The 26859-nt window shown below is 42.7% G+C and carries 27 protein-coding genes; 5 read left to right on the top strand and 22 right to left on the bottom strand.

Annotated elements, in window-relative coordinates:
* The 5 genes from RG608_RS09005 to RG608_RS08985 all read right to left on the bottom strand — a co-directional run bounded on the left by RG608_RS09005 (position 1) and on the right by RG608_RS08985 (position 6853).
* The gene (locus RG608_RS09005; RefSeq protein ID WP_268687527.1) at positions 1 to 1779 is read right to left on the bottom strand and encodes a serine hydrolase; all 1779 of its coding nucleotides are present in this window, start codon (positions 1777 to 1779) and stop codon (positions 1 to 3) included.
* A 64-nt stretch (positions 1780 to 1843) separates the two neighbouring features.
* Positions 1844 to 3625, bottom strand: coding sequence for a serine hydrolase domain-containing protein (locus RG608_RS09000; protein ID WP_308946865.1), 1782 nt, complete (start codon positions 3623 to 3625; stop codon positions 1844 to 1846).
* A gap of 106 nt (positions 3626 to 3731) precedes the next feature.
* Entirely contained in the window at positions 3732 to 4544 is an 813-nt protein-coding gene (locus RG608_RS08995) for a CPBP family intramembrane glutamic endopeptidase (RefSeq protein ID WP_268687529.1), read from the bottom strand.
* Positions 4545 to 4763: 219 nt separating this feature from the next.
* Entirely contained in the window at positions 4764 to 6548 is a 1785-nt protein-coding gene (locus RG608_RS08990; protein ID WP_268687530.1) for a serine hydrolase, read from the bottom strand.
* A 113-nt stretch (positions 6549 to 6661) separates the two neighbouring features.
* Positions 6662 to 6853, bottom strand: a complete 192-nt coding sequence (locus RG608_RS08985; RefSeq protein ID WP_268687531.1) for a hypothetical protein — start codon at positions 6851 to 6853, stop codon at positions 6662 to 6664.
* A 615-nt stretch (positions 6854 to 7468) separates the two neighbouring features.
* Here RG608_RS08985 and RG608_RS08980 point away from each other — a divergent pair.
* On the top strand, positions 7469 to 8995 hold the full coding sequence (locus RG608_RS08980; protein WP_268687532.1) for an ATP-binding cassette domain-containing protein: 1527 nt from the start codon (positions 7469 to 7471) through the stop codon (positions 8993 to 8995).
* A 75-nt stretch (positions 8996 to 9070) separates the two neighbouring features.
* On the opposite strand, the gene RG608_RS08975 is transcribed toward RG608_RS08980, so the two are convergent.
* The 11 genes from RG608_RS08975 to RG608_RS08925 form a co-directional block, all read right to left on the bottom strand.
* Positions 9071 to 10807, bottom strand: coding sequence for an ABC transporter ATP-binding protein (locus RG608_RS08975; RefSeq protein WP_268687533.1), 1737 nt, complete (start codon positions 10805 to 10807; stop codon positions 9071 to 9073).
* Positions 10797 to 12539: an ABC transporter ATP-binding protein gene (locus RG608_RS08970; RefSeq protein WP_268687534.1), complete on the bottom strand. Its 1743-nt coding sequence runs from the start codon at positions 12537 to 12539 to the stop codon at positions 10797 to 10799. The genes RG608_RS08975 and RG608_RS08970 overlap by 11 nt, the downstream gene beginning before the upstream one ends.
* A 96-nt stretch (positions 12540 to 12635) precedes the next feature.
* Positions 12636 to 13823 (bottom strand): MFS transporter, encoded by a 1188-nt coding sequence (locus tag RG608_RS08965; RefSeq protein ID WP_308946864.1) that lies wholly within the window; start codon positions 13821 to 13823, stop codon positions 12636 to 12638.
* 157 nt (positions 13824 to 13980) lie between these two features.
* On the bottom strand, positions 13981 to 15327 hold the full coding sequence (gene asnS, locus RG608_RS08960; RefSeq protein ID WP_268687536.1) for an asparagine--tRNA ligase: 1347 nt from the start codon (positions 15325 to 15327) through the stop codon (positions 13981 to 13983).
* A 21-nt stretch (positions 15328 to 15348) separates the two neighbouring features.
* Positions 15349 to 15714: a VOC family protein gene (locus RG608_RS08955; protein WP_308946863.1), complete on the bottom strand. Its 366-nt coding sequence runs from the start codon at positions 15712 to 15714 to the stop codon at positions 15349 to 15351.
* 179 nt (positions 15715 to 15893) lie between these two features.
* Positions 15894 to 16244 (bottom strand): hypothetical protein, encoded by a 351-nt coding sequence (locus RG608_RS08950; RefSeq protein ID WP_308946862.1) that lies wholly within the window; start codon positions 16242 to 16244, stop codon positions 15894 to 15896.
* Positions 16245 to 16253: 9 nt separating this feature from the next.
* A complete protein-coding gene (locus RG608_RS08945; protein ID WP_308946860.1) occupies positions 16254 to 16847 on the bottom strand; it encodes a hypothetical protein in 594 nt (197 codons plus the stop codon).
* Between the two features lie 14 nt (positions 16848 to 16861).
* Positions 16862 to 17281 carry a hypothetical protein gene (locus RG608_RS08940; RefSeq protein WP_002900142.1) on the bottom strand — a complete coding sequence of 140 codons (420 nt, stop codon included), beginning with the start codon at positions 17279 to 17281 and terminating at the stop codon, positions 16862 to 16864.
* A gap of 232 nt (positions 17282 to 17513) precedes the next feature.
* On the bottom strand, positions 17514 to 17987 hold the full coding sequence (locus RG608_RS08935) for a hypothetical protein (protein WP_002930812.1): 474 nt from the start codon (positions 17985 to 17987) through the stop codon (positions 17514 to 17516).
* Between the two features lie 266 nt (positions 17988 to 18253).
* On the bottom strand, positions 18254 to 19435 hold the full coding sequence (locus RG608_RS08930) for a pyridoxal phosphate-dependent aminotransferase (protein ID WP_308946859.1): 1182 nt from the start codon (positions 19433 to 19435) through the stop codon (positions 18254 to 18256).
* Positions 19432 to 19920: a DUF5590 domain-containing protein gene (locus RG608_RS08925; RefSeq protein ID WP_268687542.1), complete on the bottom strand. Its 489-nt coding sequence runs from the start codon at positions 19918 to 19920 to the stop codon at positions 19432 to 19434. Before RG608_RS08925 ends, RG608_RS08930 begins: the two co-directional genes overlap by 4 nt.
* A gap of 114 nt (positions 19921 to 20034) precedes the next feature.
* Between RG608_RS08925 and RG608_RS08920 the strand changes: the two genes are divergently transcribed.
* Positions 20035 to 20481, top strand: coding sequence for a MarR family winged helix-turn-helix transcriptional regulator (locus RG608_RS08920; protein WP_002930817.1), 447 nt, complete (start codon positions 20035 to 20037; stop codon positions 20479 to 20481).
* 87 nt (positions 20482 to 20568) lie between these two features.
* On the top strand, positions 20569 to 21117 hold the full coding sequence (locus tag RG608_RS08915) for an NADPH-dependent FMN reductase (protein WP_002930820.1): 549 nt from the start codon (positions 20569 to 20571) through the stop codon (positions 21115 to 21117).
* Positions 21118 to 21341: 224 nt separating this feature from the next.
* Here the strand turns inward: RG608_RS08915 and RG608_RS08910 are convergent, their stop codons facing one another.
* The 6 genes from RG608_RS08910 to RG608_RS08880 form a co-directional block, all read right to left on the bottom strand.
* Positions 21342 to 21887: a hypothetical protein gene (locus tag RG608_RS08910; protein ID WP_268687543.1), complete on the bottom strand. Its 546-nt coding sequence runs from the start codon at positions 21885 to 21887 to the stop codon at positions 21342 to 21344.
* On the bottom strand, positions 21884 to 22426 hold the full coding sequence (locus RG608_RS08905; protein WP_268687544.1) for a hypothetical protein: 543 nt from the start codon (positions 22424 to 22426) through the stop codon (positions 21884 to 21886). Before RG608_RS08905 ends, RG608_RS08910 begins: the two co-directional genes overlap by 4 nt.
* A gap of 97 nt (positions 22427 to 22523) precedes the next feature.
* A complete protein-coding gene (locus RG608_RS08900; RefSeq protein WP_268687545.1) occupies positions 22524 to 23078 on the bottom strand; it encodes an ABC transporter permease in 555 nt (184 codons plus the stop codon).
* Between the two features lie 410 nt (positions 23079 to 23488).
* The gene (locus RG608_RS08890) at positions 23489 to 24109 is read right to left on the bottom strand and encodes a hypothetical protein (protein ID WP_268687546.1); all 621 of its coding nucleotides are present in this window, start codon (positions 24107 to 24109) and stop codon (positions 23489 to 23491) included.
* Between the two features lie 171 nt (positions 24110 to 24280).
* A complete protein-coding gene (gene yaaA, locus RG608_RS08885) occupies positions 24281 to 25009 on the bottom strand; it encodes a peroxide stress protein YaaA (protein WP_268687547.1) in 729 nt (242 codons plus the stop codon).
* A 16-nt stretch (positions 25010 to 25025) separates the two neighbouring features.
* Positions 25026 to 25610 (bottom strand): VanZ family protein, encoded by a 585-nt coding sequence (locus RG608_RS08880; protein ID WP_268687548.1) that lies wholly within the window; start codon positions 25608 to 25610, stop codon positions 25026 to 25028.
* A 129-nt stretch (positions 25611 to 25739) separates the two neighbouring features.
* Here RG608_RS08880 and RG608_RS08875 point away from each other — a divergent pair, with 129 nt between their 5' ends.
* Together RG608_RS08875 and RG608_RS08870 are read left to right on the top strand one after the other, a co-directional pair.
* Entirely contained in the window at positions 25740 to 26201 is a 462-nt protein-coding gene (locus RG608_RS08875; protein WP_268687549.1) for a DUF1836 domain-containing protein, read from the top strand.
* Positions 26185 to 26832, top strand: a complete 648-nt coding sequence (locus RG608_RS08870) for a hemolysin III family protein (protein ID WP_185756455.1) — start codon at positions 26185 to 26187, stop codon at positions 26830 to 26832. The genes RG608_RS08875 and RG608_RS08870 overlap by 17 nt, the downstream gene beginning before the upstream one ends.
* The last annotated feature ends 27 nt before the right edge of the window (positions 26833 to 26859 follow it).

The following is a 26859-nucleotide window of genomic DNA, read 5'->3' as shown; positions in this document are numbered from 1 at the left end:
CTACATCACCCACCACTGGTAAAGCGACCAGTAGAGAATATTGGCTACGATAGCGAGGGCGGATAAGCTGGTCAGAACTGTCAGGAAGAGGCGACCTTTTCCGAGACTCTTTCGAGCCTTGCTAAAGAGCGGATAAACCACACATCCTGCTAAGAACAATCCCAAACCTGTAAAGAATATGTAACGCCACTGAGCAATCTCGCTAAAATCTCCTGAAGCTTGTGCCACGAACATTAGAAAGAGATTAATCGGAAAAGCCAAAACCCCAACAGCTGTTAAAATGGTCCAGACTTTCCATACGTGGTCTGGCTGTTCTTGTTTTTTATGGAAGATGAGTCGATAGGCTCCTAGAATCAGACTAATGAGGAGTAGACCGAGGGCGTAGATGATACCAAGTCCACCAGAGCCAAGAACAATAAAGTCTTTATAGAAATCAAAGTCAGAGATTTTCTCATAGTCTGCGACACCTAATGCGATATGGGGCTTGCCTTTGCTCTGATAAATGGTCCAGAAGTTATTTAACAATCGTTGATCTTCAGATGGTTTTTGCCAATTATTTGCAAAGCCTGAAACCATTTTAAAGATAGTCAGCGGTCCTTGATTAAAGTTGCGTAGAGTGCGGTAATAGCCTGGACTGAACTGCTCTTGGGTTTCCTTGCTGGCCGTTTTACGTGGCCCAAAGACGAGCTCTGGCATTTGGAAATTATAATTTTGCTCTGTACTCTGATTAGTCATGACGATATAGCCGATACCATGCTCCAAGTCCAATATCATCCGTGAGCTAAAGCCAAGCGTATTTCCGCCGTGTCCTAGCACTGTAGTGTCATATTCGTTAGCCCAAAAGCCATGGGCGTTACGAGCAGTACCTGTTCCAGGATAGGTCAGGCTTGGGCTGTAGAGGGTACTCCAAGTCTCTGGACGCTCAAAGAGCGTCTTGCGAGCCAGCAGGGCTTGGGCGAACTTCTGTAAGTCTTTCAAGGTGCCAGTAGCCGCTCCGATAGGATAGAGGCCAACAATGTAACTATCATTTCTCAGAACTTTTCCTTGGATGTCATATCCTTTGGCCTCTTGACGTTTTTTCTGGACGTAGGAATTGTCTGATAAATCTGGTAAAATAGCTGTCTTGTCCATGCCCAGCGGTTGGAAAATATGCTCATGAGCATAATCAACAAATCGCTGACCGGAGATCCGCTCGACAATCAAAGCAGCCAAGCCGGTACCGTAATTTGAATAAGCTGTGACTGTACCGGGTTCAAAGGACTGGATAGGTTGTTGTTCTTTAAGGATTTCTTCGATACTTTTATCGCTTCGCATGTACAAAGTAGCCTCGTCAAAACCTGACTGATGGTTCATCAAATCTAGCATAGTAATGGGCTTGTTATACCGGAGATTTCTGAGAAATCCCTCTGGCAGATAGGTACGGATGTCTTCTTCTAGTTTAATCTTACCTTGCTCCCAGAGCTGCATGACAGAGATCCAGACGGTCAGCTTAGTCACGGAACCCCATTCAAAAACGCTATAGTCATCAGCTTTAACTCCCTTTTCTTTGTTCATATAGCCAAAATTTCCTTGATAAATGGTACCGTCCTTGTCAAAGACAGCTGTCTCCATGCCAGCACTTGTCTTTTCATGTTCCTTGACAAAACTTTCGATTTTTTGACCGATTTGGCTGCGCTCTGTACCAGACGTCAGCTTCTGCTCCTCAGCTAGCGCAGTGGCTGGGCGAAAAAGCCCCAATGTTAAAATAGTTAGAAGTGTGAGAATAAATGTTTTTTTCATGCGATTCTCCTTTGCAGAATTATGCAGACAAAGCCCACCTTCCCAAAGGAAGACAGGCAACTTATCACATCACCCACCATTGGTAAAGTGACCAGTAGAGAATATTGGCTACGATAGCCAGGGCGGACAGACTAGTCAGAGCCGTCAAGAAGAGGCGGCCTTTTCCGAGACCCTTTCGAGTCTTGCTAAAGAGCGGATAAACTGCACAACCTGCTAAGAATAGTCCCAGACCGGCAAAGACCATATAGCGCCAAGATTGAACAATTGAGTAATCCTGATTCATGGCAGCTAGTAAAAGCAGAATGAGATTGCCAGCAAACAGCAGCATCCCTAGAGAAGTCAGGCAATTCCAAACCTTCCAAGAGCGAGGTACCGAACTTTTTGCTTTACGCAGAATGAGACGGAAACTGCCAATCAGAAAACTAATCAAGATATTTCCCAGAGCAAACACGAGTGCCAGACCTCCGAGAAACACGACTAGATAATGCCTAAAGAGAACTGAATCGGAAATCCTTTCTGCATTAAGGACACCGAATTCGAGGCGGTCAGTACCTTGGCTTTGGTCAATAGTCCAGAAAGTGCTTAGCAGATCCGGCTGATCTGAGACTTTGTTAATCTTTTGGATGGCCCCGGGAATCATGAGCATGAAGGACAGTGGCCCCCTATTATAGCTTCTCAGATAGTGGTAAGAGCCAGGCTTGAATTGCTTTTTAGTAGCTTCGCTGACAGTCTGCATCTTGCCAAATATCAGCTCCGGCATTTGAACATTGTAAACTTGTTCATACAGTTGATTGGTTAAGATGACTTGGCCGATGCCATTTTTCAGATCCAAGTAAAGATAGCTAGAAAAGCCATCAGCATTACCACTGTGTCCCAGCAAGGTAACACCGTAGTGACTGGCCCAAAAGCCATGAGCATTACGAACAATATCCGTACCAGGGTGGGTAGAGGTTGTTGAGTAAAGCTCGGTCCAAGTTTCTGGACGATGAAAGAGCGTCTTACGTTCCAGCAAGGCCTGGGCGAATTTCTGTAGGTCTCCTAGAGTCCCCACAGCCCCTCCGACTGGGTACATCCAGAGCTTAAATGGTGTATCTCCCAAGAGCTTACCTTGGTCATCATAGCCCTTGTCCTCCTTGCGCTTTTCCTGTACATAGGCATTGTCCGATAAGTCAGGCAAGATAGCAGTCCGATCCATGCCCAGCGGCTCAAAAACATGCTCATGGACATAGTCTGCATACTTCTGCCCAGATATCCGCTCCACGATATAAGATGCTAAAGCCGTGCTGAAGTTAGAGTATGATGTCGTCGTACCCGGCTCAAAGGACTGAATAGGCTGGTAATCACGGAACTGCTCTTCCAAGTCGCTCTTGTCTCCCTTTTTGTAGAGTGGCATTTCATCAAAGCCAGCCTGATGGTTCATCAGATCCAGCATGGTGATAGGCTTATCGTAGCGAAGGTTGCGGAGAAAGCCTTCTGGCAGATAAGTTTTGATGTCTGCTTCCAGGTCGATTTTGCCCTCTTCCCAGAGCTGCATGACCGATACCCAGACCGTCAGTTTAGTGATTGAAGCCCATTCAAAAACACTGTCATCGTCAACTTTGACTTTGTTTTCCTTATCCACATAGCCAAAGTTTCCCTTGTAGATGGTTCCGTTTTTATCAAAGACAGCTGTTGCCATACCGGCCGTTGTCTTTTCATGTTCCTTGACAAAACTTTCGATTTTCTGACCGATTTGGCTGCGCTCCGTGCCAGAAGGGAGCTTCTGCTCCTCAGCCAGGGCTGTAACCGGCCGGAAGAGTCCTAGTGTTAGAAGCGTTAGAAGCGTTAGAATAAATGATTTTTTCATAGCATTTCCTTTCTGTACAACACAAATATTCACATAAGCTAAGTTCAGATAATTTGTGCAGTCTCCTTTTAATTTTAGAATCAGTCTATTCTTGTTTTATAGTCAGTCATGCGTTTTTCTCTTCCTTATCCGCCCGATACCAGAGATAAATACTGTAAATGGTCAGAATGATCATGCCGCCAAGGTAAAAGAGAGAATTAACCTGAGAGAAATCAAACTTATCAGCTTGGTTGATGCCGACAAAAGTTTCTATCAGAATGTCTAGCAGGGCGTGGAAAATCATACAGGCAAGGACAGACTTCGTCTTCTTATGCAGTGCAGCAAACCAGATGGATTGGATGATACATCCAATGATAAAGACTAGAAAGGGATTCTGACTTCGATCATAAAATCGGTCATAAAACCAGAGAGGAATATGCCAACAAGCCCAAGCTAGTCCGGTTATCGAGGAGGCGATAAGCATAGAGAACTTCTTTTCCAAAGCCGGCTGCAGAAAGCCTCGCCAGCCAGGCTCTTCCATGCCACCAGCCAAGGTCATAAGGTAGATAAAGGATCCAATAAATGAAAGCAGAGCTCCGTCTACCAGCTTGCCTCCAGAAGCTAATGCAAAAGTCACTGCCAGACTTCCACTGAAGAGTAGGAGATAGAGCCAAGTCCCTTTCTTGCTTGAGAAGATAAAGGAACAGATGGCTTTGAAACCTTTTATTTTCAGCACTATTAGGCTTGCTATCACCGGTCCGAACATACTGAGACTCGTTAGGAGGCCTTCCAGAGCCAGATAGAGTATAGGTGGATTTTCTGGCCAGAGATTTTTGAGAATGATAGCTAGCAACATAAATCCCCAAGTCCAGCCGAAGTTCCAGGCTAGGAACGGCCAGACTAGTTTTGGTTGTGGTTCTATTCTTGTTTCATTGGTCATAGGATTTTCTCCTTTAAATGGTTTGATTTTATCTGCTTGCTTTTTGTAGTCTGATAAGGTCTTTAATTTTTTGCCTCGTTTAGCCGCGCTCTGCATAAAAGACAGCTATTGTACTTCAGTTCCTGTTGAAAAATCACTAACCTTAAGATTGTAAAAAGAATTAATCAAACGGTTTACCTCATGAGTCAGTCCATTCCCAAAAAGAAAGCGGGAAAATAATCAAAATGCCCACCACTGGTAGAGCGACCAATAGAGGATATTGGCAACGATGGCCAGCGCAGATAGGCTAGTCATGACCGTCAGGAAGAGGCGACCTTTTCCGATGCCTTTTCCAACCTTAGCCAGAAGTGGATAAACCGCACAAATTGCCAAGATTAACCCTAGACCGGCAAATGTCATGAAACGCCAGCTAGCCAGAAAGCTTAGATCGCTGACAGCCAGAGCACTAAAGAAGAGAGCGAAGTTGACAGCCACAGCCACTCCTGCTATGGAAGTCACATAAGTCCAGATGCGAAGATGTTTCGGTGTTTTGGACGGATCTTTTTTGAAGACCAGGCGGAAGAGATCAAGTCCACCCCGCACCAAGAAGACAATAAAACTAAAGACAATTCCAATCGCTGCTAAAATCAGGATGATCCAATCTCTCATCACATCCGAATCCTTTACCTTAACGCTGTCACCATAAGCTGCTGTTACTTTTTCCGTTCCAGCTTGATTGCTGACAACCGCATAGTTCTGAGTCAAAAGCTGGTTGTCCGCAGATTTCTTGACAAAATTTGTATAAAGCAAACTTCTGGTAACGGAGAGAGGTCCTGTCGCAAAATGACGTGCTGGCCTGTAATAGCCAGATTGAAATGCATCAAAGGTCTCTTGACTCGTCTTTTTCTTAGGTCCAAAGACCAAGGCTGGCATCTCAAAGTTATAAACAGACTCGTGTTCTTGATTGGTCATAACGGTCATGCCAATGCCATTTTTCAAATCCATAAGCAGATAAGAGGAATAACCTATGGAATTTCCACCATGACCGACAACCGTCGTACCATATTCCTGAGTCCAGAAGCCGTGCATATTGAGTGGCATATCTGTTCCCGGATAGGTAGAGCTAGCAGTGAAAAGCGTCTCCCAAGTTTCGGCTTTTTTGAAAAGTTTATCTCTCTTCAAAAGCGCTTGGGCAAACTTCTGGAAATCGCCCATTGTACTGACTGTATTTCCAGCTGGATATAGCCCAACTTGAAAGTAAACATTGCCCATCGAGGTCTGACCGTCTACTTGATAAGACAAGGCCTCCATCCGCTTCTTATAAACTTTTAGATTATCTTTCAAATCTGAAGACATGGCTGTGTCATTCATCCCAAGAGGCTGAAAGATATGCTCATGAATATAAGCAGATAAATCTTGACCAGAAACTCGCTCTACGATGTAGCCTGCTAGCCCCGCAGTGAAGTTTGAATAACTCGTTATGGTTCCAGGTTCATAAGTCTGTTCTGGCTGGTTAGTAGCTACGATTTCACCGATTGTCAGTCCAATATCCTCCTTATAAGCATGAGTCGACTCGCCAAATCCCGCCTGATGGTTCATCAGATCTAGCATAGTGATAGGCTTATCATATCGGAGAGTCTTGAAAAATCCCTCTGGCAGATAGGTACGAATATCTTCCTTCAGATCGATTTTGCCCTCTTCGTATAGCTGCATGACAGAGACCCAGACTGTTAGTTTCCCAACAGAACCCCAGTCAAAGACGCTGCTATCATCGGCCTTGAGGCCTTTATCCTTGTTCATATAGCCAAAGTTTCCTTTGTAGATGGTGCCATCCTTATCAAAGACCGTCGTCGCCAAACCAGCCGTTGTTTTTTCATGTTCCTTGACAAAGTCTTGGATTTTCTGACCGATTTGGTTCCGCTCCGTGCCAGACGGCAGCTTCTGTTCTTCAGCCAAGGCTGTAACCGGCCGGAAGAGTCCTAGAGTTATAATCGTTAGAAGCGTTAGAATAAATGATTTTTTCATGATATTTCCTTTCTATTTAGCTTCAACAATCGCATAGGCGATACTTCTGTATACCATTCGGATAAAAATTCTTAACATAGCTTTCTCCTTTCTTACGCAATGATTTGCATCATCTAATCAAAGGTCATAGTTTCTACAGCCACCCTTGTCGCTTCATCTTTCTTGACATAGTCCTGAATTTTTTGGCTAATCTGAATGACCGCCGTATTAGACTTCAAGGATTGCTCCATCGTCTTAGCTTGAGGCGTTTTTACTAGTCCTAAGCTTAGGACTGTCAAAAGCCAGAGAAATAAAGTTTTTGGCATGGTTTCTTACTCCTTAGATACAATTTAAAATGACGACTGGAATCTATCCCATTCCAGCTCTTCTTATCTTTTACAAATTTTAGGCCTATTTGTATAATCATTTTATATATAATTTTTATATACAAGACGATTATATATAATTTTCTGGTATATGTCAAATTTTTATATAATTAAAAAATTATATATCAAAATCAGCTTAAAAGCCTTGAAATCAATATTTTTAGAGAGTTTATAAAAATTGCTCCAAAAAAATTTTAAAAAATTTTTATTTTTTTGAAAGCGCTTGACGAATCTACTATCTTTTGCTAGACTTAAGACAGAACTATTTCGGAGGTACACGGAGACATGAAAAATTAAGTCTATTTTTTAAAGGAAACTTTATTTAGTAGATTTTGTCATGTTTCTGCATACCCGCGGTATGTTCGTTTTCGGTGCTTTCTAGCTTTTATTTGCTTATCTTTAGATTAATCCTGTCGCTCCTATGACATTGTAAGCTGGAAGCCTGTAGACGAATAATCCTACTTAGACACTCCTGTGTCTGCTTTGTGCAACTAAAAACAGCTCTGCTAAATAAAGCAGGGCTGTATTTTATGTTATAAAACGAAGGAGACATCTATGCTTCAAATAAAAAATCTAACGATCACCCACCTAAAAGACCTGAAAGAGTTAGTCAAAGATTTGTCACTGACTGTCAATCAAGGAGACAAGGTCGCTATTATCGGTGAGGAGGGCAATGGCAAGTCCACCCTACTCAAGCTCTTGCTAGACGAGCGACTGGTCAATTCCTACATCAGCTACAGCGGACAGATTGATAAGTCCTATACTGCTGCTGTCTACCTGCCCCAGCAGTTGCCTTCAGAAGATGCCCAACTGACGCTCAATGACTATTTCTTTGCTGATTTTGAGACCGAGCTGGACTATGCCAAGCTCTACCGCTATGCTGGAGAGCTCAACTTTGACAGCCAGCGTTGTGCCAGTCAGCAGCGGCTCTCTAGCCTATCTGGAGGAGAAAAGCTTAAAGTTCAGCTCATCAAGAAACTAGCCAGTGATTGGGACATTCTCTTTCTTGACGAGCCCTCTAATGACCTCGATCTCGAAACTCTGACTTGGCTGGAAAACTTTATCAGCCACAGCCAGAGAACAGTTCTTTTCGTCTCTCACGACGAGCATTTTCTTGCTCAGGCTGCGACCAAGATTGTTCATCTGGAGCGAATCAAAAAGAAGCAGGAAGCTAGAACCAGCGTCAAGAGTCTGGGCTATGAAAATTACCGCCATCAGCGTCAGGAGGCCTTTGAAAAACAAGGTCAATTGGCACGGAAAGAGCGGGAAGAACACGCCAAGACCATGGAAAAACACAGACGGGTTAAGCAGAGTGTAGAGCATACTTTACGAAACACCCACGACGCTACTGCAGGTCGACTGGTTGCCAAGAAGATGAAAAGCGTCCTCTCACAGGGCAAACGATTTGAAAAGGCAAGCGCTGAAATGACCGAAATTCCGACACAGGAAGATGTCATCAGCCTTCACTTCTCAGACATAGAAGCTCTGCCATTGACCAAAAGAATCCTCAAATTAGAAGGGATGAAACTGGAAACAAACGAACGACGACTGGCGGAGAACCTGACTCTGGAGGTCTGTGGCCAGGAAAAAATCGGACTGATTGGTGCTAATGGTGTAGGAAAATCGACTCTGCTTAAGGAAATATGGAAGATCCTGCGTGAGCGGACAGACATGCTAGTAGACTACATGCCCCAGCATTATGGTGACTTGCTGCCTGACGAGAGCAGTCCCTTGGACTTTCTGGCTCCCTCTGGCGACAAGTCCCAGGAGGAGAAAATCCTAACGCATCTAGCTAGTCTTCAGTTCACTCGCGACGAGGCCCGCCACCCGATTGGGAAGCTTTCTGGTGGCCAAAAAGCCAAACTTCTCCTACTTAAGCTAGTCCTAGACCGTCCCAATGTCCTCCTTCTGGACGAACCAACCCGCAACTTCTCTCCCACCTCTCAGCCTCAGATTCGCCAGCTTTTGGCGACCTATCCGGGCGCCATCATAGCTGTCTCCCACGACCGTATCTTTCTCAAAAAAGTCTGCCAGAAGATTTATAAACTGACAGAAACAGGGTTAGAAGACGTTGAACTATAAGCAAAAAGAGTTGGAAATTCCAACTCTTTTTGCTTCATTTAGCATCAATCTTTGAACTTTAATAAAGTTCCCCTTCTACTTCTGCGCTGTCTGCATTTGGTAATAAACACCTCTGGCTGCCATGAGCTCCTGATGATTCCCATGTTCGACGATATCGCCATCTACCATAACGAGGATGATATCAGCATTTTGAATAGTAGACAGGCGGTGAGCGATGATAAAGCTAGTCCGTCCCACCATGAGCTTGCTGAAAGCCTCCTGAATCAAGACTTCTGTCCGGGTATCGATGGAGGAAGTCGCCTCATCCAAGATCAGGATTTTAGGAACAGCCAGGAAGACGCGAGCGATGGTTAAGAGCTGCCGCTGACCTTGAGAAAGGGAGTCCCCTGCACCCGCCAGGTAGGTATCATAGCCCTGAGGCAGTTGCTGGATAAAGAAATGAGCATTGGCTGCCTTGGCAGCTTCAATGACCTCTTCTCGGCTAGCATCTGGCCGGCCAAAAGCTATGTTGTCATGAATGGTCGCCGTCTTGAGCCAAGTCTCTTGCAGTACCATGCCAAACTGCTGACGATAAGAGGCTCTAGTGTAATGCGTGATGGGAGTACCGTCTAGCGAAATAAGACCACTATCTACATTGTAAAAGCGCATGAGAAGATTGATCAGGGTTGACTTGCCAGCACCAGTTGGCCCGACAATGGCGACCTTGCTAGCTGCTGGAATCCTTATATTCAAATCCTGAATCAGCTCTTTGCCAGGCTCATAACCAAAAGCCACATGCTCAAAGCTAATCTGTCCTTTGATATCTTCAGACCGAAGAATTTCCTGACCAGACTCTGCTATTTCTTCTTGGTCTAAAACGCTGTATATCCGCTCTGCACAAGCTAAAGCACTCTGCAATTCCGACATGACTGACGATATATCATTGAAAGGCTTGGTGTATTGGTTGACATAGTTGAGGAAAGTCACCAGCTGCCCAACCGTAAAGCCTGTTCCCTGAATGATTCGGACAGCCCCAAAGCCCACAATCAAAGCATAGATCAGGGCATTGATAAAACGAGTCGAAGGATTAACCGTCGAAGAATAGAAAATAGCCGCCTGAGAATAGTCCGCATAGGTTTGATTGCTGCGAGTAAAAGCTATATCAAACTGCTCTTGAGCATTAAAAGCCTGTATCAGACTTTCCTGGGTCAAACTTTCCTCAATCAGCTGGGTCTGTGCCCCTCTCGCCTGTGTCTGACGTTGGAAAAAGCTAAAACTCTTTTTGGCTATAAAACGAGCCAAGAAGAGAGAAAGGGGCGTCAAAAGCAAGACCAAAAGCAGGAGGAAAAAGTCCAGCCGGGCCATGCTAATGATGGTCACTAAGATTGTCAGCAAACCCACAAAAAATTGATTGAAAACCATAAGCAGGCCATTGCTGAGCTGCTCCAAATCGGTCGTCACACGACTAACCAAGTCACCGGTTCCCTGCCGATCCAGATAGGCCAAAGGCAGATAGTGCACTTTCTTGATGACGCCTTGACGGAGCTGCTGGCTATAGCGATAGACCAGCTGATTATAGAGTAAGGGATTGAGCCATTGAATCAGCGTGTTGGCTAAGATAACCAACAGCATCTGCCCCAAAATCGGCATCACATGCTGCTCCGCTTGAGGAAGAAGGACGCTATCAACCGCATTCCCGATTAAAACTGGAAGAAGAACTGTCAGAGCCACTTGAGCCACCGTTCCCAGACTAGCTAGGAGAAAGAGCCAGCGCGCCTGCAGCAAATCTCGAGTCAAACGCCTCAAGCTGCTAGGTGATGTCTTATGCTTCATGCTTGTCCTCCTCTCCTTGACTATGCTGTGAGTGATGAATTTCTCGGTAAATGGCGGAGCTGACCAAGAGTTCCTCATGGCGACCAAGAGCCACCTGTTCTCCCTTATCTAGGACTAAAATTTGATCCGCTGAGCGCAAACTATTGGTCCGCTGAGAGATTAAGACCAAACTGGTCTCTGGCAATTCATTCTTAATAGCCTGCAGGAGTCTTGCCTCAGTCAGATAATCCAGAGCTGAGGTCGCATCATCTAAAACCAAGAAAGGTGCCCTCCGCAAGACAGCTCTGGCAATGGTTAAACGCTGACGCTGACCGCCAGAAAAATTCCGGCCAAAGGCCTCTACAGTCGCATCCAAGCCACCTTCCTTCTGAGAGACAAAGTCCGCTGCCTGAGCAATCTCTAAAGCCTGCCACAAGTCTGCGTCTGTTGGCTTGGTTGAAAATCCTAAAGTCAGATTGGAGCGAACAGTTCCTTGAAAAAGCTCCGCCTTCTGAGGCACCAGACTAATCCAAGACCGCCATTCGCTCAAATTTTTAGGACTGCGTCCTTGGGAAAAGATGGTCAACTGACCAGCAGCAACTGGATAGAGATGAGCCAGCAGCTGAACCAGGGTAGACTTACCTGATCCTGTTCCGCCAATAACCCCCAAAGTCTGACCTCTTTTCAAATCAAAAGTCAGACCTGTCAGGGCTGGACTAGCTGCATTTGGATAAGAAAAGCTGACCTGCTGGGCTTTAATGGCTTGATTCGGCAGAGCTGTTTCCTGCACTAATTCCTGCAGGACATCTTCTTCTGCTTGCTCGAAGACCTGACTAATGCGACCTGCACTGATATAGCTTTGATTGAGTGAGTTGACTAGCATAGCCAGCTTGAGCAATTCCACCAAAATTTGCAATAAATAATTGACCAAGGCCACTAGCATCCCCTGGGTCAGCAATCCCTTGCCTATAAAAGCATTCCCCTGCCAAATCACAGCAATCAGGGTACCATTGACTGTGAGAAAGGTCAGAGGGCTAATCAGACTAGCCAGAGCTCCCGTCCTGATTTGCCAGGTTTTATAGAGCTCGTTACGATTGCGAAAACTCTGAACCTCGCGCTGGGTCTGCCCGAAAGCTCGTATGACCCGCATGCCTTGTAGCTGCTCACGAGTCAGATTAACCAGTTGGTCCGTCAGATGACGAATCTTGGCATAGAGAGGATTCATCAGACGAGACATGAAAACGATAATAGCCGTTAAAATTGCCACCATGAGCAAGAACCACAAGGTAATGACCGGACTGATAGTAAAGGCCATAATGATGGAGCCAAAAACGATGATAGGCGCCCGCAGGAAGAGACGAAGAAATTGGTTGATTCCCGTCTGGATCTGATAGGTGTCGCTGGTCAGCCGAGTCACCAGGCTAGAGGTCGTCAGCTCATCCCGACTGGCCTTGGGCAGGCGCAGAATCTTTTGATAGAGGTCAGCTGTCATCTGACGAGTAAAGCCCACCGCTGCCTTTGACGAATAATACTGAGCCACCACTGCTACCACCACGCCCAGCGCAGCCAAGCCCATCAAAAGAAAAACCATCCAGTAGAGATGGGAGCTGTCTTGTCTAGGAATGGTCTCGTCCACAATCCCCGCAATCAAAAGCGGAACCAAGAGTTCAAAACTGGCTTCCAAAAGCTTGAACAAGGGCCCCAGCAGAGACTCCCTGATATAGCCCTTGAAATATTTCAATAAATCTTTCATACTACCTACTTCTCCATTAAACTGTATTTATTTTACCATAATTTTCAAAGGGTAAAAAATATTCTCCTTCTGACCAGCAGAAAGAGAACATTAATCTTAGACTTCTTGTAAGTTCTGGCTTATTTTCTTTAGCCCCATATGCAAAAACGGTATCGTTGCTAATATGAAGCCGCCTAAAACTATAAAAGTCCAGTCAAAGCCAAAGTAATCAATCAACCAGCCTGTCACAGGGAAGATGACAATCATACTCAGGCTGAACATCATAGAGTAGACACTGAGCATGGTCGCCCGTACCTCACTTGGCAGCTGTTTTTGTAAATCATTGTCAAAAATCGGCTGGAAAAGTGCATACAAGGCGTTGCTGATTAGATAAATCAAAATATAGATGATCGGCGTTCCAAAATAGGAAAACAGGTAAGTCACTCCAGTTAGAAGAACTACTGAAGGAAAAAGTTTCAAGGCAGAATACTTCTTTCCAATCACACTCGCCAGATAGACCGCTAAGATATTCAAAGCACTGCCAATCAGCATAACTACTGAAATCTGCCAATCTTTTAAGTCAGGTAATTGATTTTGATAATAAAAATAAAACATACACATCAGTGTTCCGATGATTTGGGAAAGAATCATCCAGATAAAAAGACTAGGATTTCTTTGCAATTCCTCTTTGACAGCCCAGATAATCTTTTTCATAGTCAGGCGCTCCGCTTTCTCTGCCTTGACACTTGGTTCCTTCAACATCCAAGTCAAGAAAAGAACGATGACAGAGGTCCCAATCATGATATAGTAGGTCAGATGCAATTGTCCATGGACAAAAAATCCAGCCCAGACCGTTCCCAAAGACCGGGTCGCTTCAGCCACTCCAGACATAAAACTGGAGATGGATAAGTAACGTTCCTTGAGTCCAGCCTCTACAGAAGAATCATAAACCATGGCCGCACTTGTCCCAGAATCAAAATTATAGGACCAAGCACTAATCACCATAGCCAGTGCATAAACCCAAAAGTTCCCCTGCCCCGCCAACATGAGAACAGAAGACACAATCCCAGTTATCCTGCTCAGATACAAATTGGTCTTGTAGGAAAAGCGATCTGCCAACATCCCAGAAGGAATTTCACAGATGACACTAGTGGCATGAAAAATACTTTCCAAAAGCCCAATCTGCCAGAGGGACATGCCGTTTTGACCTAGAAATAGAATCCAAAAACTGGTAATGCCTAGAAAGGCAAAAAATTCCACTCCGGCCATCAGGCCGATATTTTTCCGATAACTTCTTTTAAACATATTTTCTCCTTTAACAAGTGTTTTCTAATTTCTATCCTTTATCACTTGTTAATCTGCGCTTTACATGATCTCCACCTCTTCTTTCTCTAAAATTCTATATTTTGGATTATTTCATAGTTCGTTGTTGAAAAAACGCCCCATGGGCGTTTGATTCGTTTTACGGTTTAATACGGTGCAGCATACGAGGGAATGGGATGGCTTCACGAATATGCTTGGTCCCTGCCACAAAGGTTACCATACGCTCGATACCGATACCGAAGCCACCGTGCGGAACTGTTCCATACTTACGAAGATCAAGGTAGAATTCATATTCTGTCGTATCCATACCAAGGTCATTCATCTTAGCAACGAGGGCATCGTAGTCTTCTTCACGCATAGAACCACCGATGATTTCGCCATAGCCTTCTGGTGCCAGTAGGTCCGCACAAAGGACACGGTCTGGATTTCCAGGAACTGGTTTCATGTAGAAAGCCTTGATGGCTGCTGGGTAGTTCACGACAAAGGTTGGTACGCCAAAGTGGTTTGAAATCCATGTTTCATGCGGTGACCCGAAGTCATCACCATGTTCCAGATGCTCATAGTCCGCATCCTCATCATTTTCATGAACTTGCAGGAGGTCAATCGCTTCATCATAGCTAACACGCTTGAAAGGCTCAGCAATATAGCGTTTCAAAAGTTCTACATCACGTTCCAGTGTTTCCAAAGCTTGAGGAGCACGGTCAAGAACACCTTGGATCAAAGCCTTAACATAAGCTTCTTGCAAGTCAAGTGACTCATCATGTGTCAAGTATGAATACTCTGCATCCATCATCCAGAACTCAGTCAAATGACGACGGGTTTTTGATTTTTCGGCACGGAATACAGGACCAAAGTCAAAGACACGACCAAGAGCCATGGCACCTGCTTCCAGATAAAGCTGACCAGATTGGCTCAAGTATGCTGGAGTTCCGAAATAGTCTGTTTCAAAGAGCTCAGTTGAGTCTTCTGCTGCATTTCCTGACAAGATTGGGCTGTCAAACTTCATAAAGCCATTCTTGTCAAAGAATTCATAGGTAGCGTAGATGATGGCATTGCGGATTTGCATCATTGCCACTTGCTTACGAGAACGCAACCACAAGTGACGGTTGTCCATGAGGAAGTCAGTCCCATGTTCTTTCGGCGTGATTGGATAGTCATTTGACTCGCCAATGATTTCGATGTCAGTAATGTCCAGCTCGTAGCCAAATTTTGAGCGCTCGTCTTCCTTGACAATTCCTGTCACATAGACAGAAGTTTCTTGACTAAGCTTTTTAATCGTATCAAACTTCGCCAATCCTTCTTCTTCGCCAAATTTCTCAATGAAGTTAGGCTTGAAGGCTACTCCTTGGAAAAAAGCAGAACCATCACGCAGCTGCAAGAAAGCAATCTTCCCCTTACCTGACTTGTTGGCAACCCAAGCACCAATGGTCACTTCTTGACCAACATAATTTTTCACATCAATAATTGTTACGATTTTCTTTGACACGTTTTTTCTCTTTTCTATTTTTTATTCTTTATGACAGACTGCCTCGACATTATTACCATCTGGATCCAAGACAAAGGCTGCATAATAAGGTTGGTGATATTGGGGACGAATACCCGGAGCACCATTATCTTGACCGCCCGCTGCTAGACCCGCTTGATAAAAAGCATCCACCTGCTCCCTAGTCTCTGCACGAAAGGCAAAATGAGACGCATCTGATTGCCCCTGACTTAACCAAAAATCTCCAGCTGGAGCCGTCCGAGGCTCTGCAAAACTTACTGCCTGAGGAATTTCAAAGGCAATCTTGTAGCCCAATGGCTCTAAAGCTTGCTGATAAAAGAGCTTGCTGGCTTCCAAATCCTTGACTTTAATGCCAAAATGATCAATCATATCTGCCTCCTAGATTGGTTGCTAAATGTCACTTTATTTCAAGACAAATCTTTTGGACATCTGTTCTATATTTTACCATAAAGCGATTGCAATAGCTATCCTTGAAGAGGCTAAATCTCAGAAAAATTAAAAAACCAGCCTCATAAAGGCTGGCGGATAACTCTCTCTGAATAAGAGGATTAATTTTTTGTTCCATATAGCAGGCGATCAACCATATCATCATCATAGTTCAAGACTTTTTTCAAAGCCATCTTAAAACGCTGATCGCTGAGAATCTGACCTCCTGGACTCTGGTCAATCGTCGCATAATTCCCCTCCCCATCCTGAGTAAAGGCTACAGTGAGCTCTTGGTCAGGGTCTTCACAAACCTCTCTCTGTGGATCTTTTGAACTGGTCGACGGTCGAAAGTCCATTCTTTGAAGACGGAACGACAGTTCTTTATGAAAAGCCGCAATGTCCTTCTGACGATTGGCCACCGGCTCATGTTTGTCCAGCCAAGTCAAAACATCTTCTCTTGTAATATATATCATCTTTCCCTCCTAAACCAAATCAAAGTTCGCCCTGTAAATGACCGTATCATAGCTTGGGCTAGCTGCTGACAGAGCCGCTTGAATGATATGGAGCACGCGCTGCTGTTGACCTTCGAAAGCTAAAGGCAGAAGCATATTGGAGACATTTTTGACAATCACTCCCTTAGTGAATTCCCCATCTTCATAAGAAAAATCCTGCTGATGAAAGATGGTCTTGGTCTTAAATTCAATCACCTGTCCTTGCAAGATTAGCTTATAAGTCTTCTTCCAGTTGGTTCTGCCACCAAAGCGATAAAGTACCAGATAAATCCCCAAATCATGATCTGCGACCCAATCACCCGTTTCAAAGACTAGCTCATCATCAATCCCAGCCTTCTTTAAAAGCTCAATCCCTTCTTCAGAAATCATCTCGTGCACGAACTTCCAACTTCCTTCCTGAGGAAGAGACGCTGTTCCCTCAGTCTCCTTCTGAGGGCTACTACTGACTTCTTTGTGGTGAACTCTTTTAGGAGTAAATTCCTCCTCCCAAGTCATCTCTTCTTCTATGTCACTGACAGCCCGCCTAGTCGGGAAAAAATCCAGACACTTTTCCAATAATCCCATATCCTATCTCCTCTTTATCTGTACTCCACGTGGTTTACTTCCCTTATCTTTGTATCATAATAAGGGTTAATTTGCGACAGGGCATGTTGAATCACTGTTACGATCTTGTCCTCTCGTCCCTTTAAAACCTTGGGAATCACAAGCTGGGAGATTGTTTCTGTTGATAGACCTTTTACACTTTGATCTTCCTCATTGCGAACTGGATATCTATCGGCCCGCTCTTCTTCTAGGCGAAATTCAAGCAAATGGCCACCGAGAATCATGGCTAAAACCTGATATTTCCCTTCCCCGATACGAAATTGCTTGACGCAGAGAAAAATCCCTCTCTTCTCATCCTCTAGTAAAAATGGCAGAGCCAGTTCTTTTTCTTCAATAGAAAAATCCTCGAGAAGCTTCTTCTCTCTTTCCCCTATTTCCTTTCTGATAAAACCCATTTTATCTCCTTTTGTACAAAATAATCTTCATCCCTATTATTACTTAAGTAAAAAGACCATGAGGAACACACTGCAAGTCAATAGAATGCAGGGCTAGACCAAATGGACTTCTTTTATTATACACCGAAACACCGTCGTCTTCAACTAAATACTCCTCAAATTTTTAAGTCGTCTGGTGATTCCTATCAGAAAGTTAGATTTACTAAGTTGAGATATCATTGATAGCTGCTTTTTAATCAACAGGCGGATCATCCTTTATCTCTTCTTCCGTCTTCCAGTAGGTCATACTGCTCTTCTCAGTATCTACCTCCATCTTTTTATTAAGTCTAATATCAACCTTATAATAGGCACGTTTAATTAAAAACTTTTGACTGTTCTCTGCAGAACCCCAAGTTCTACAAACCATCAAAAAGCGTGCAGAGCCCTGTCCAGATATCTCCTCCTTAGTGTAAGAACCGGGAGCAGTTGGGCGTTCTAAGATTCTCATATTTAATCTCAGTTCTGGCTGATAATTGCTCAAATACCAGTCTATTCGGGCCGAGTCATTCTCATAATATTGGATACGATAGCGATGACCTTTGGCTTGCAGACTATAGCCATTGGATTCGGAAATAGTGGTCCAACCCACCTCTGAATTAAAGAAAACATAAGCTCCTAGCAAGACTAGAACGCCTAGCAAGAATAAGAAAATCAAACGACGTTTCATATTGTTCTCCTTCGACTCCTGTTTACAAGACCTAGCAGCTAAATTCTAACTGCTCCCAGCTTTTATTTCGTCGCCCAAAATCTTCTCAATTCGACCAGAAAATATGAAAGCGATTTTATGATATTCTATATTATTTTACCATTTTATCAAACTATTTGCCAGTGCAGTTTAGGGGAACTGAAAAAGACGAACTCTGAGTCCGTCCTTATCTATTGTTTATAAATTTTTGTAGGTTCTCTTTAGCAAGCAATGTAGGTTTGAGAGCTTTATTTACTCTCCATAAATTGCTGCAGTCGTCCAACGGCTTCTTTGAGTGTTTCCAGATCTGTCGCATAGCTAAGACGGACATTTTCTGGAGCACCGAAGCCTGCTCCGGTCACTAGAGCCACGCCAACTTCTTCTAAAATTGCTGTTGTAAACTCGGTCACATCTGTATAACCTTTCATTTCCATGGCTTCCTTGACATTTGGAAAGAGATAGAAGGCCCCTTGTGGCTTGACCACTTCAAATCCTGGCACCTGAGCCAAGAGAGGATAAATAGTATTCAAACGCTCTTCAAAGGCTTGACGCATAGTCTCGACCGTTTCCTGACTGCCAGTCAGAGCTTCGATAGCTGCATATTGAGCCACTGCTGTCGGGTTAGAAGTCGTCTGACCTGCAATCTTACTCATAGCTGCTATAATCTCTGGCTCACCAACTGCATAGCCAATCCGCCAACCTGTCATGGAGTAGCTCTTAGAGACACCATTGATGACCACTGTCTGCTTGCGAATCTCCTCAGATAGACTGGAAATTGGCGTAAATTTATTGCCGTTATAAACCAGACGTCCATAAATATCATCTGCCAAAATCAGAATATCATGCTCCACAGCCCAGTTCCCAATTGCCCTCAGCTCATCCGCTGTATAAATCATACCCGTCGGATTGGATGGCGAGTTCAAAATCAAGACCTTGGTCTTATCAGTACGAGCAGCTTCTAACTGTTCCACCGTTACCTTGAAATTATTTTCCTCAGTGGCTTGAACAAAAACAGGAATCCCCTCGGCCATCTTAATCTGGTCCCCGTAGCTGACCCAGTAAGGCGTCGGAATGATAGCTTCATCACCTGGGTCAAGCACACTCATAAAGAAGGTGTAGAGGGAGAACTTAGCTCCGGTTGCCACCGTCACTTGATTAGGTTGGATTGTGTAGCCGTAATAGTTGGCAAAATACTCTACTACAGCTTCTTTTAGCTCTGGCAGACCGCTAGTCACCGTATAAAAGCTAGCACGTCCATCCTCAATGGCAGCTACAGCCGCATCTCGGATATTCTTAGGCGTCGGAAAATCCGGCTCTCCCAGAGTCAGAGACAGAATATCCCGCCCCTGCGCTTTCAAAGCCTTAGCACGCGCTGCTGTTGCTAAAGTCACGCTTTCTTCCATCTTTAAGACACGATTTGATAATTTCATAGTCCCTCCTTGCTGACTAACTGTCCGTTTTCAAAACCAATCAGGTAGTAGGTGCCTCCCGACTTGACTTCCCAGATGGGCTGATCCTGAAAATAGCCCATGGTCACATTATCAATAGTTCCTGCTCCATTTTCCTTGGCAATGCTCTTCGCCTCAGCCTGACTGACACCTTGGTCCAGTCGATAGACCCGAATCTCATTGGAATCTTTTGCAATCAATACAGCTTTTTCGACACCCTTACTTGTCTTGCCAAGCAGACTGTAGTAAGATTCCTGCCCATTGTAGAAGGCAAATGAGTCAACTTTTTCAAGATCTGCGTATTCCTTGGCCAAGCGGCTGCTTGCTTCCTTAGCCGACTGTCTCGGCTGCATAGATACTTGCAAAACTGCAAAAAATGAAAAGACAAGAACGCTGAGAACGATAAAAATACCGATAAGGTACTGCCAAATTGGAAAACTGGCTTTATTTCTATTTTTATATTTCACTCCGTCATTATACTACAAATACTCCTATTTTTCTATCTTTTTTTGATGAGAATATTCTCAAAATTCTAAAGCAATATCCTTGCATATGATACTATTTATTGGTAAAATATTGTTATGAAGATTACAGACGATTTAAGCAAAGAAACTCTGCTTGATTTGAAAACCATGATTGTCTTTCATAAGGCAGCAAGAACCATCCGTGCCATTGAAGCTCAGATTTTTAAAAAGCATGATTTGACTCCTACTCAGTTTTCCGTCTTAGAAACCTTGTACAGCAAAGGAGAACTGCGTATTCAGGACCTGATTGACCGCATATTGGCTACTTCTGGCAACATGACTGTTGTCATCAAAAATATGGAACGCGACGGCTGGATTGTCCGCACCTGCGATCCAAATGACCGCCGGGCTTTTTTGATTGGCTTGACGGAACAAGGCAGAGCTAAAATTGAAGCCGCCCTGCCTGATCATATCAAAAATATCCAGCAAGCTCTTTCCATTCTCGAAGAAGACGATAAACAAGATTTGATTCGCATTCTAAAAAATTTCAAAAAAATGAGCTAAATAATTGCTAACTAGTGATTAATGTTGTAACATGTATTGTAACAAGAGAAATTTCTCTTTATATTTTATTAAAAAGGAGACAATGCAATGTCTAAAGTATTATTCATCGTCGGCTCACTTCGTCAAGGTTCTTTCAACCACCAATTGGCTGAGCAAGCTGAAAAAGCTTTGGCTGGCAAGGCAGAAGTTTCATATCTTGATTACAAAGATGTACCATTCTTCAACCAAGACATCGAAAGCCCTGCTCCAGCTGCTGTTGCTAAGGTTCGTGAAGAAATTTTGGCCGCTGATGCTATCTGGATTTTCTCACCTGTCTACAACTGGGCTATCCCTGGAGTAGTGAAAAACCTCTTGGACTGGGCTTCACGCGCTCTGGATCTGTCAGACCCAACTGGCCCATCTGCTCTAAATGCTAAGGTTGTTACTGTTTCATCTGTAGCTAACGGCACATCACCAGATGAAGTATTCAAGCACTACCGCAGCCTGCTGCCTTTCATCCGTATGAATGTGGTAGAACCATTCACAGGTGTTGGTATCAACCCAGAAGCATGGGGAACTGGACAACTGGCTGTCGCAGAAGACAAACTTGCTGAACTCTCAGCACAGGCTGATGCTCTTTTAGCAGCCCTTAACTAAAAAGAGAAGATTATAAAAAGAAAAGAAAACTTATAAGACACTATCCCCTCGCAAAAATGCGAGGGGTTTTAGAATGCATTATTGACAGGAACAGGTATTATAAATCAGCTAAAGAATATTTAGGATAAGGAATTTGAGATAATTTATCTTCTATCTTTGATTGTATCTTCTTTTCAGATCTAGCCATATGCCCAATAAAAAACTTTCATACTTATTATTATATCCTAAGCATTTTTCTTTTTTAATTTTTTCAGAACTATTATCTGTTTGAATAAATGGGAGCTTATGAGACCGAAATAAGAAATAAAGAAGCCCATATCACTTAGCAAATAAGACAAATAGCTACCTTTGCTTAAATACTCAACAGATTGGTAGATGGCGAAAAAGGCAAAAATTATGCCAATTCCAAACTTCCCATATACATTTCGACTAAAAATATATAAAAACTCATCTTTTATAGGTAGTGTTTCAAAATGAAACTCGTTAAATGACGTCTCTTTCTTTGTCCTTGCAAGCAATTCTACTAGATATCCCACAAAAACATAACCCAAAACTAGCAAGATTAACTTCCACAGGAAGGACAACTGGCTATTCGAAACAGAAGTAAATCCATGTAGCAGCAGAATGCTAGCTGCGGGAACATATTTCGTGAGATCTAGATGGAATTGTTGTCTATGAATATTTGCATAAATTTTATTAGTTTTAAGATCTAAATAATAGTTTATACCCTGAAAGGTCAAGAGGTAGGTTAAATATTCTTTTTTCTTCATTTCAATTGCTTTTCCAACTTTTTAAGGATAATCAATTTTTCTAATGGCCTATTTCCAAATAATAAGAGCCCAGATACTGGGAAAAAACCAATGATAGCTATAAAAGAAATAAAGCTTCCTGAAAAATAATAATCAATTATAAATTTAATTGACGTAGAAAATAGTATAGTCCCAAAAAACAGTATTCCTTTACTTTGCGTTTGTTGGTTATAAAGAAAATTAGGCCAGTCAAAATATAGTTTCTGATTAAAATTTTTCATAGTTCCTTTTCTAATATTTCTTAGAACAAATATTATCAAAACTAAAACGCTGAGAACAGTCGAACACAAAATAAATATTCTGATAAGCACACTGGCAACCTGAAGTACTGTTGCTTCTGAATAAATGTTTCGTAAAAGAAAGGAAGCAGGCAGAATAGCCCAAGTGAGATTAGGAGCTTTCTCTTCTTTCTTATCTATAGAGTATAGTTGTCCAGTTTTTCTATCATAAAAAATATTTTTATCTCTGAAATTACCTAACCAAAATAAATTCTTATTCATTGATTTACTCCAAGTAGAGACGGTTCATAATCATAGTACTTCCATTCAATAATTGGTCATACATTACCTTGATTCATAGATTATAAGCTAAAGCTCTTTATTTATTTTTCATCAATTGCTTTACTGCCATCATTCTTTTTATAAAATTGCTTTTTGATATTACCATATAAAAAATAAAATAAAAAGCAATAGCTTCTATTAAGTTTGTCATAGTAGGAGCGTTCAAATATTCTCTAATTTGAAAAGCAGTTAAGAAAGAACTCACTGCAAATGTAATAAGCAGAATGTATAATCGGTTTCTCTCTTCTTCTAAAAAATTACTCCAACCTACATGTTCATATAATTTTGGATTAAATGCTTCAACGTTTTGCCCTAAATACTCATCTTTAAATCCAAAGTGACAAACCAAAGATATAAGAATAAGACACGCACTCAAAACAATGACTCTTAAAATAGGGGATTCAATTTTTATATTATTTACTTGAACGAGAAAGGCATTTCCCAAAATTCCAATCGCTACTACTAACCATCTGAGATTAGGAAAAACTCTCTCATTCACTTTATTAGAATATAGTTTTCTACTCTTAACGTCAAAAAAAATATTTCTGCCTTGAAAGCCACCTATAATAATCATAGATTTCGTTTTCTTCATTTTTCAATACCATCATATTAATAAAAAAACTAGGATTGAGAGGAAGCAAATCCTTCCTAAACTTTACCTATCCACCACTTGAGCCTCAAATTTAACCGGTTTATTGTCTACATTAGTGATGTTGATAATGTAGGGTTTGTTATACGATTCAGCCAACTCTCACAACTCATCTCTGACCCATTTGAACACAGTTTGATTACTTAGATCATAATGTAACCAACTACCACTTACAGACTAATAGACTGTCCAAGTTGTAGGGGATACTTACCAAGGTTTTGTACCCATAAATAAAAGAGAAAAGCAGATGCCAGAACTCCAACAAGCAATAAACTACAGCCTAAATTCCAATTCCATTGTTTTTTCAAGGTCATTTGTGAATCCCCTTATAGTCGTCATGCCATCTTGGAGCTCTATCCATTCTGCAAGATTTCATCTTCTTTCTGTTTTCTCTGCTGACCCGACCACCTGATACATAGCAACAATACTATCATACGAAGAATCAAATAGACCAAACGAAGGATTCTCATCTTACCCAGAGCAGACAAGAAGTCCTCCCTTGCATGTCCCACTTCTTGACCTAACTGTTCAACCGTTTTGCCTGTTTCCTCTTTAATAACAGCTGCATTCTTGGAAATCAAATAATAATTTTGCTCCAAACTGGTAGTATAGGCTCTGGAAATTGGCTCGTCTAAGAAAAAATATACTCTATCAGCATACTTATCTTCAGACAGAGCATAGTATATTTCAACTTCGCTATCCCATTTTCTAGGAAAACTAGTTATTCTAATATTTTCATAGTCTAGATGCATAATGCCATCCAAAATGTTGCTAGTCCATTCTTCCGCATAGTGATAAAGAGTTGCCTTCTTATCTACCATTGGCCAAGCCATAACATACCGACTATGCATGAATTCCTTGGTCAAGGCCGAGTTGCTAGCTAAACTAGTCGCACCAATCTCATATAAAGACCAAACAAGCACAATAAGCATTAAGAAAGCTTGAGTAGGTTTGTTTTTAAAATAGTTTTTCATTTTTTTAACATTTTACTTTTTGATTGCATGCCTGACGGCCAGACTCCATACCAGCATTCTCTCTTGTATAGCTAAGTCTAGCTGTTGATTTTGCTTGTTGCTTGTATCTACACCAACCAATTTAGTAATAGCATTCTGAGCAGAGATAGCACTTGACTCGGTTTTCCCTTTTCACACTTCCTTGACATAAACCAGCTCTTTTTCACTAGATAGATCAGGTCGGTAGGTAAAGCCTGCAAAGCTTAATTTCTTCATTTCTTCGACTTCTGTCACTTGGTCAGTTATTAGAGCTGTTAAAAACTCACCACGCGCTTTTTTAGAAATGGTCGAATGGACTTTCAGCTTGCCACCACGGTTTTCTAGAAACTTGAAACCTATCATGCGCTGGCGGATTTTCTTAGAAAAGACTGTTTCAAACTCGCTGGACAGGAGGGAGAAAATCACCTCATCTTCTGCCAGAGCTTGGTCATAAGCTTCTTTCCAAAAAGCCTTGAGACTCTTCCCATCTAACTTAAGCGGCATCATAAAGTCCAAGCGATGGGGCGCTATGGGCTCCAGGGCCGAGATGACACCGTAAAGGGCTGATGTGATAGCAAGATGCTTCTCGATATACCGACTCTCTTCTTCAGTATAACCCTCTCTCTTGATATGGCGGTACATGAGGCCGTCAAAAAGATAGAGGGCTGGAGCATGCTGCGCAGTTCCTTCTCGCAAAGCCTGAATGGCTTGCCACTCTATCTCTGCTCTTTCTGGGGAAATTTTATAAAAAGATGCCAAGTCAGCTACTGACATGGCTGCCAACTCATCCAACACAGCCTGAGTTTGTGCTGAAGGTGGATTCGGGATTGCAGATGGCGCAGACAGATTCAACTCTTTCGCAGTTGGGATAAGAATTTTCATAATTTCCTTCTTTCATTTAGTGAATATGGCGGACAACCCATTTACCCAAGGCTGTCTCTAGTAGATAGCTGCCGATGATGAAGCCTAGCAGATTGGTCAAGATATCACCCAAGTCAAAAATACCAAGGTGAAAGAGATACTGGCTCCCCTCAACCAGACTGATAGCCAAGGTAAAATAAGCCACATGTTTCCATGATAGCTTGCAAAGAAAGCCCAGCGGAATGAACATAATGATATTCATGGTGGGTACCAGCTTATCTCCATAAATCCAATTATAGGTAAAAGACTGCAGATCTAGACTGAAGCCCTGCCTGCCGATATTTTTCAAAAAGAGCGCATAGAATAGAATGAGAAAATAGAGGGTGTAACTGGCTAGCACCAGCCAACGAGGAATGTGCCGACTGTAGAGGCCACGAATAAAAAGCGAGCTAATAGCTGTCAGAGTCAGGATGATAGAAGCTGGTATCAGCAGGTTCCACTCTGACTGATTCTTGTAAAAGACGACGGCTACGTAGGCATAAAAAAAGCGCATATAGAGCCAGGACCAAAAAATCAGACTGCCTAGGAAGGCTACCATATCAAAGATTGTTTGTTTTTTCATCTGAAACCTCCCTCTCTTCTTTTTAAAATTATATCAAATTTCAAAGGGACATTCTATTTTTTGCTTGACTTTGATTTACAGAGATGTTATCATCTAGTTATAAAGACTAGATAAGAAAGTGATAAAGATTTGAACGCTCAACAAATTTTTCCCAAGTGGGACGAATTACCAGATCTGGAGCTATATTTGGACCAGGTTCTGCTCTATGTAAACAATGTCTGTGGCTCTTCCTTTTCAGCTGCTGACAAGGGACTGACCGCTTCTATGATTAACAACTATGTCAAGCATGGCTATATTGCCAAGCCGGTCAAGAAAAAATATCAACGCCGTCAGGTAGCACGCTTGATTGCCATTACGACCTTAAAAACGGTCTTTTCTATCCAGGAAATATCAGCTACTTTAAATATGCTACATAAAGAAGCAGATTCGCGAGAACTTTATGATGACTTCGTTGACTACATGAATGGCAGCAAGCTAGAGGTGACACCCATCATTTCTACAGCCTGCCAGACGGTCAAACTCTATCAAAAGACCTTATCCCTAATCCAAGTACCAAATGAGGAGGAAGAAAATCTTGAACTACGCGCTTAAACTCAGTAAAAAACTATCCTTTGGAGAGGAAATTGCAAACGCTGTTACCCATGCGGTAGGGGCTGTTCTAATGCTGATTCTGCTGCCTATCTCAGCAATTTATAGCTATGAGGGGCATGGGTTGGTGGCTGCTGTCGGAACTTCTATCTTTGTCATCAGCCTCTTTCTCATGTTCCTCTCCTCGACAGTCTATCACTCTATGTCCTATGGCTCGACTCACAAGTATATCTTGCGCATTATTGACCACTCCATGATTTACATCGCCATCGCTGGCAGTTACACTCCAGTTGTACTGTCTCTGATGAATAACTGGTTTGGCTATCTTATCATTGCTATCCAGTGGGGCACCACCATCTTTGGCATTCTCTACAAAATTTTCGCTAAGAAGGTCAATGAAAAATTCAGCTTAGCTCTCTATTTGATTATGGGCTGGCTGGTTGTCTTTATCATTCCGCAGATTATCGGTCAAACTGGACCTACCTTCTGGGGCCTCATGCTGGCTGGTGGCCTCTGCTATACTGTAGGAGCCGGCTTCTATGCTCAAAAGAAGCCCTACTTCCACATGATTTGGCATCTTTTCATTCTAGCGGCCTCTGCCCTGCAATACCTTGCTATCGTTTATTTTATGTAAGAGAAAAACACAAAAACCGTCTGAGGA

Source organism: Streptococcus sp. IsoGale022 (assembly GCF_031142805.1).
Taxonomy (GTDB): domain Bacteria; phylum Bacillota; class Bacilli; order Lactobacillales; family Streptococcaceae; genus Streptococcus; species Streptococcus sanguinis_A.
This window is presented reverse-complemented; position numbering and strand designations above follow the sequence as displayed.

Coding starts and splice junctions, on each gene's coding strand:
- RG608_RS09005 (WP_268687527.1), bottom strand. CDS start 1,779: ATGAAAAAAACATTTATTCTCACACTTCTAACTATTTTAACATTGGGG.
- RG608_RS09000 (WP_308946865.1), bottom strand. CDS start 3,625: ATGAAAAAATCATTTATTCTAACGCTTCTAACGCTTCTAACACTAGGA.
- RG608_RS08995 (WP_268687529.1), bottom strand. CDS start 4,544: ATGACCAATGAAACAAGAATAGAACCACAACCAAAACTAGTCTGGCCG.
- RG608_RS08990 (WP_268687530.1), bottom strand. CDS start 6,548: ATGAAAAAATCATTTATTCTAACGCTTCTAACGATTATAACTCTAGGA.
- RG608_RS08985 (WP_268687531.1), bottom strand. CDS start 6,853: ATGCCAAAAACTTTATTTCTCTGGCTTTTGACAGTCCTAAGCTTAGGA.
- RG608_RS08980 (WP_268687532.1), top strand. CDS start 7,469: ATGCTTCAAATAAAAAATCTAACGATCACCCACCTAAAAGACCTGAAA.
- RG608_RS08975 (WP_268687533.1), bottom strand. CDS start 10,807: ATGAAGCATAAGACATCACCTAGCAGCTTGAGGCGTTTGACTCGAGAT.
- RG608_RS08970 (WP_268687534.1), bottom strand. CDS start 12,539: ATGAAAGATTTATTGAAATATTTCAAGGGCTATATCAGGGAGTCTCTG.
- RG608_RS08965 (WP_308946864.1), bottom strand. CDS start 13,823: ATGTTTAAAAGAAGTTATCGGAAAAATATCGGCCTGATGGCCGGAGTG.
- RG608_RS08955 (WP_308946863.1), bottom strand. CDS start 15,714: ATGATTGATCATTTTGGCATTAAAGTCAAGGATTTGGAAGCCAGCAAG.
- RG608_RS08950 (WP_308946862.1), bottom strand. CDS start 16,244: ATGATATATATTACAAGAGAAGATGTTTTGACTTGGCTGGACAAACAT.
- RG608_RS08945 (WP_308946860.1), bottom strand. CDS start 16,847: ATGGGATTATTGGAAAAGTGTCTGGATTTTTTCCCGACTAGGCGGGCT.
- RG608_RS08940 (WP_002900142.1), bottom strand. CDS start 17,281: ATGGGTTTTATCAGAAAGGAAATAGGGGAAAGAGAGAAGAAGCTTCTC.
- RG608_RS08935 (WP_002930812.1), bottom strand. CDS start 17,987: ATGAAACGTCGTTTGATTTTCTTATTCTTGCTAGGCGTTCTAGTCTTG.
- RG608_RS08930 (WP_308946859.1), bottom strand. CDS start 19,435: ATGAAATTATCAAATCGTGTCTTAAAGATGGAAGAAAGCGTGACTTTA.
- RG608_RS08920 (WP_002930817.1), top strand. CDS start 20,035: ATGAAGATTACAGACGATTTAAGCAAAGAAACTCTGCTTGATTTGAAA.
- RG608_RS08915 (WP_002930820.1), top strand. CDS start 20,569: ATGTCTAAAGTATTATTCATCGTCGGCTCACTTCGTCAAGGTTCTTTC.
- RG608_RS08910 (WP_268687543.1), bottom strand. CDS start 21,887: ATGAAGAAAAAAGAATATTTAACCTACCTCTTGACCTTTCAGGGTATA.
- RG608_RS08905 (WP_268687544.1), bottom strand. CDS start 22,426: ATGAATAAGAATTTATTTTGGTTAGGTAATTTCAGAGATAAAAATATT.
- RG608_RS08900 (WP_268687545.1), bottom strand. CDS start 23,078: ATGAAGAAAACGAAATCTATGATTATTATAGGTGGCTTTCAAGGCAGA.
- RG608_RS08890 (WP_268687546.1), bottom strand. CDS start 24,109: ATGAAAAACTATTTTAAAAACAAACCTACTCAAGCTTTCTTAATGCTT.
- yaaA (WP_268687547.1), bottom strand. CDS start 25,009: ATGAAAATTCTTATCCCAACTGCGAAAGAGTTGAATCTGTCTGCGCCA.
- RG608_RS08880 (WP_268687548.1), bottom strand. CDS start 25,610: ATGAAAAAACAAACAATCTTTGATATGGTAGCCTTCCTAGGCAGTCTG.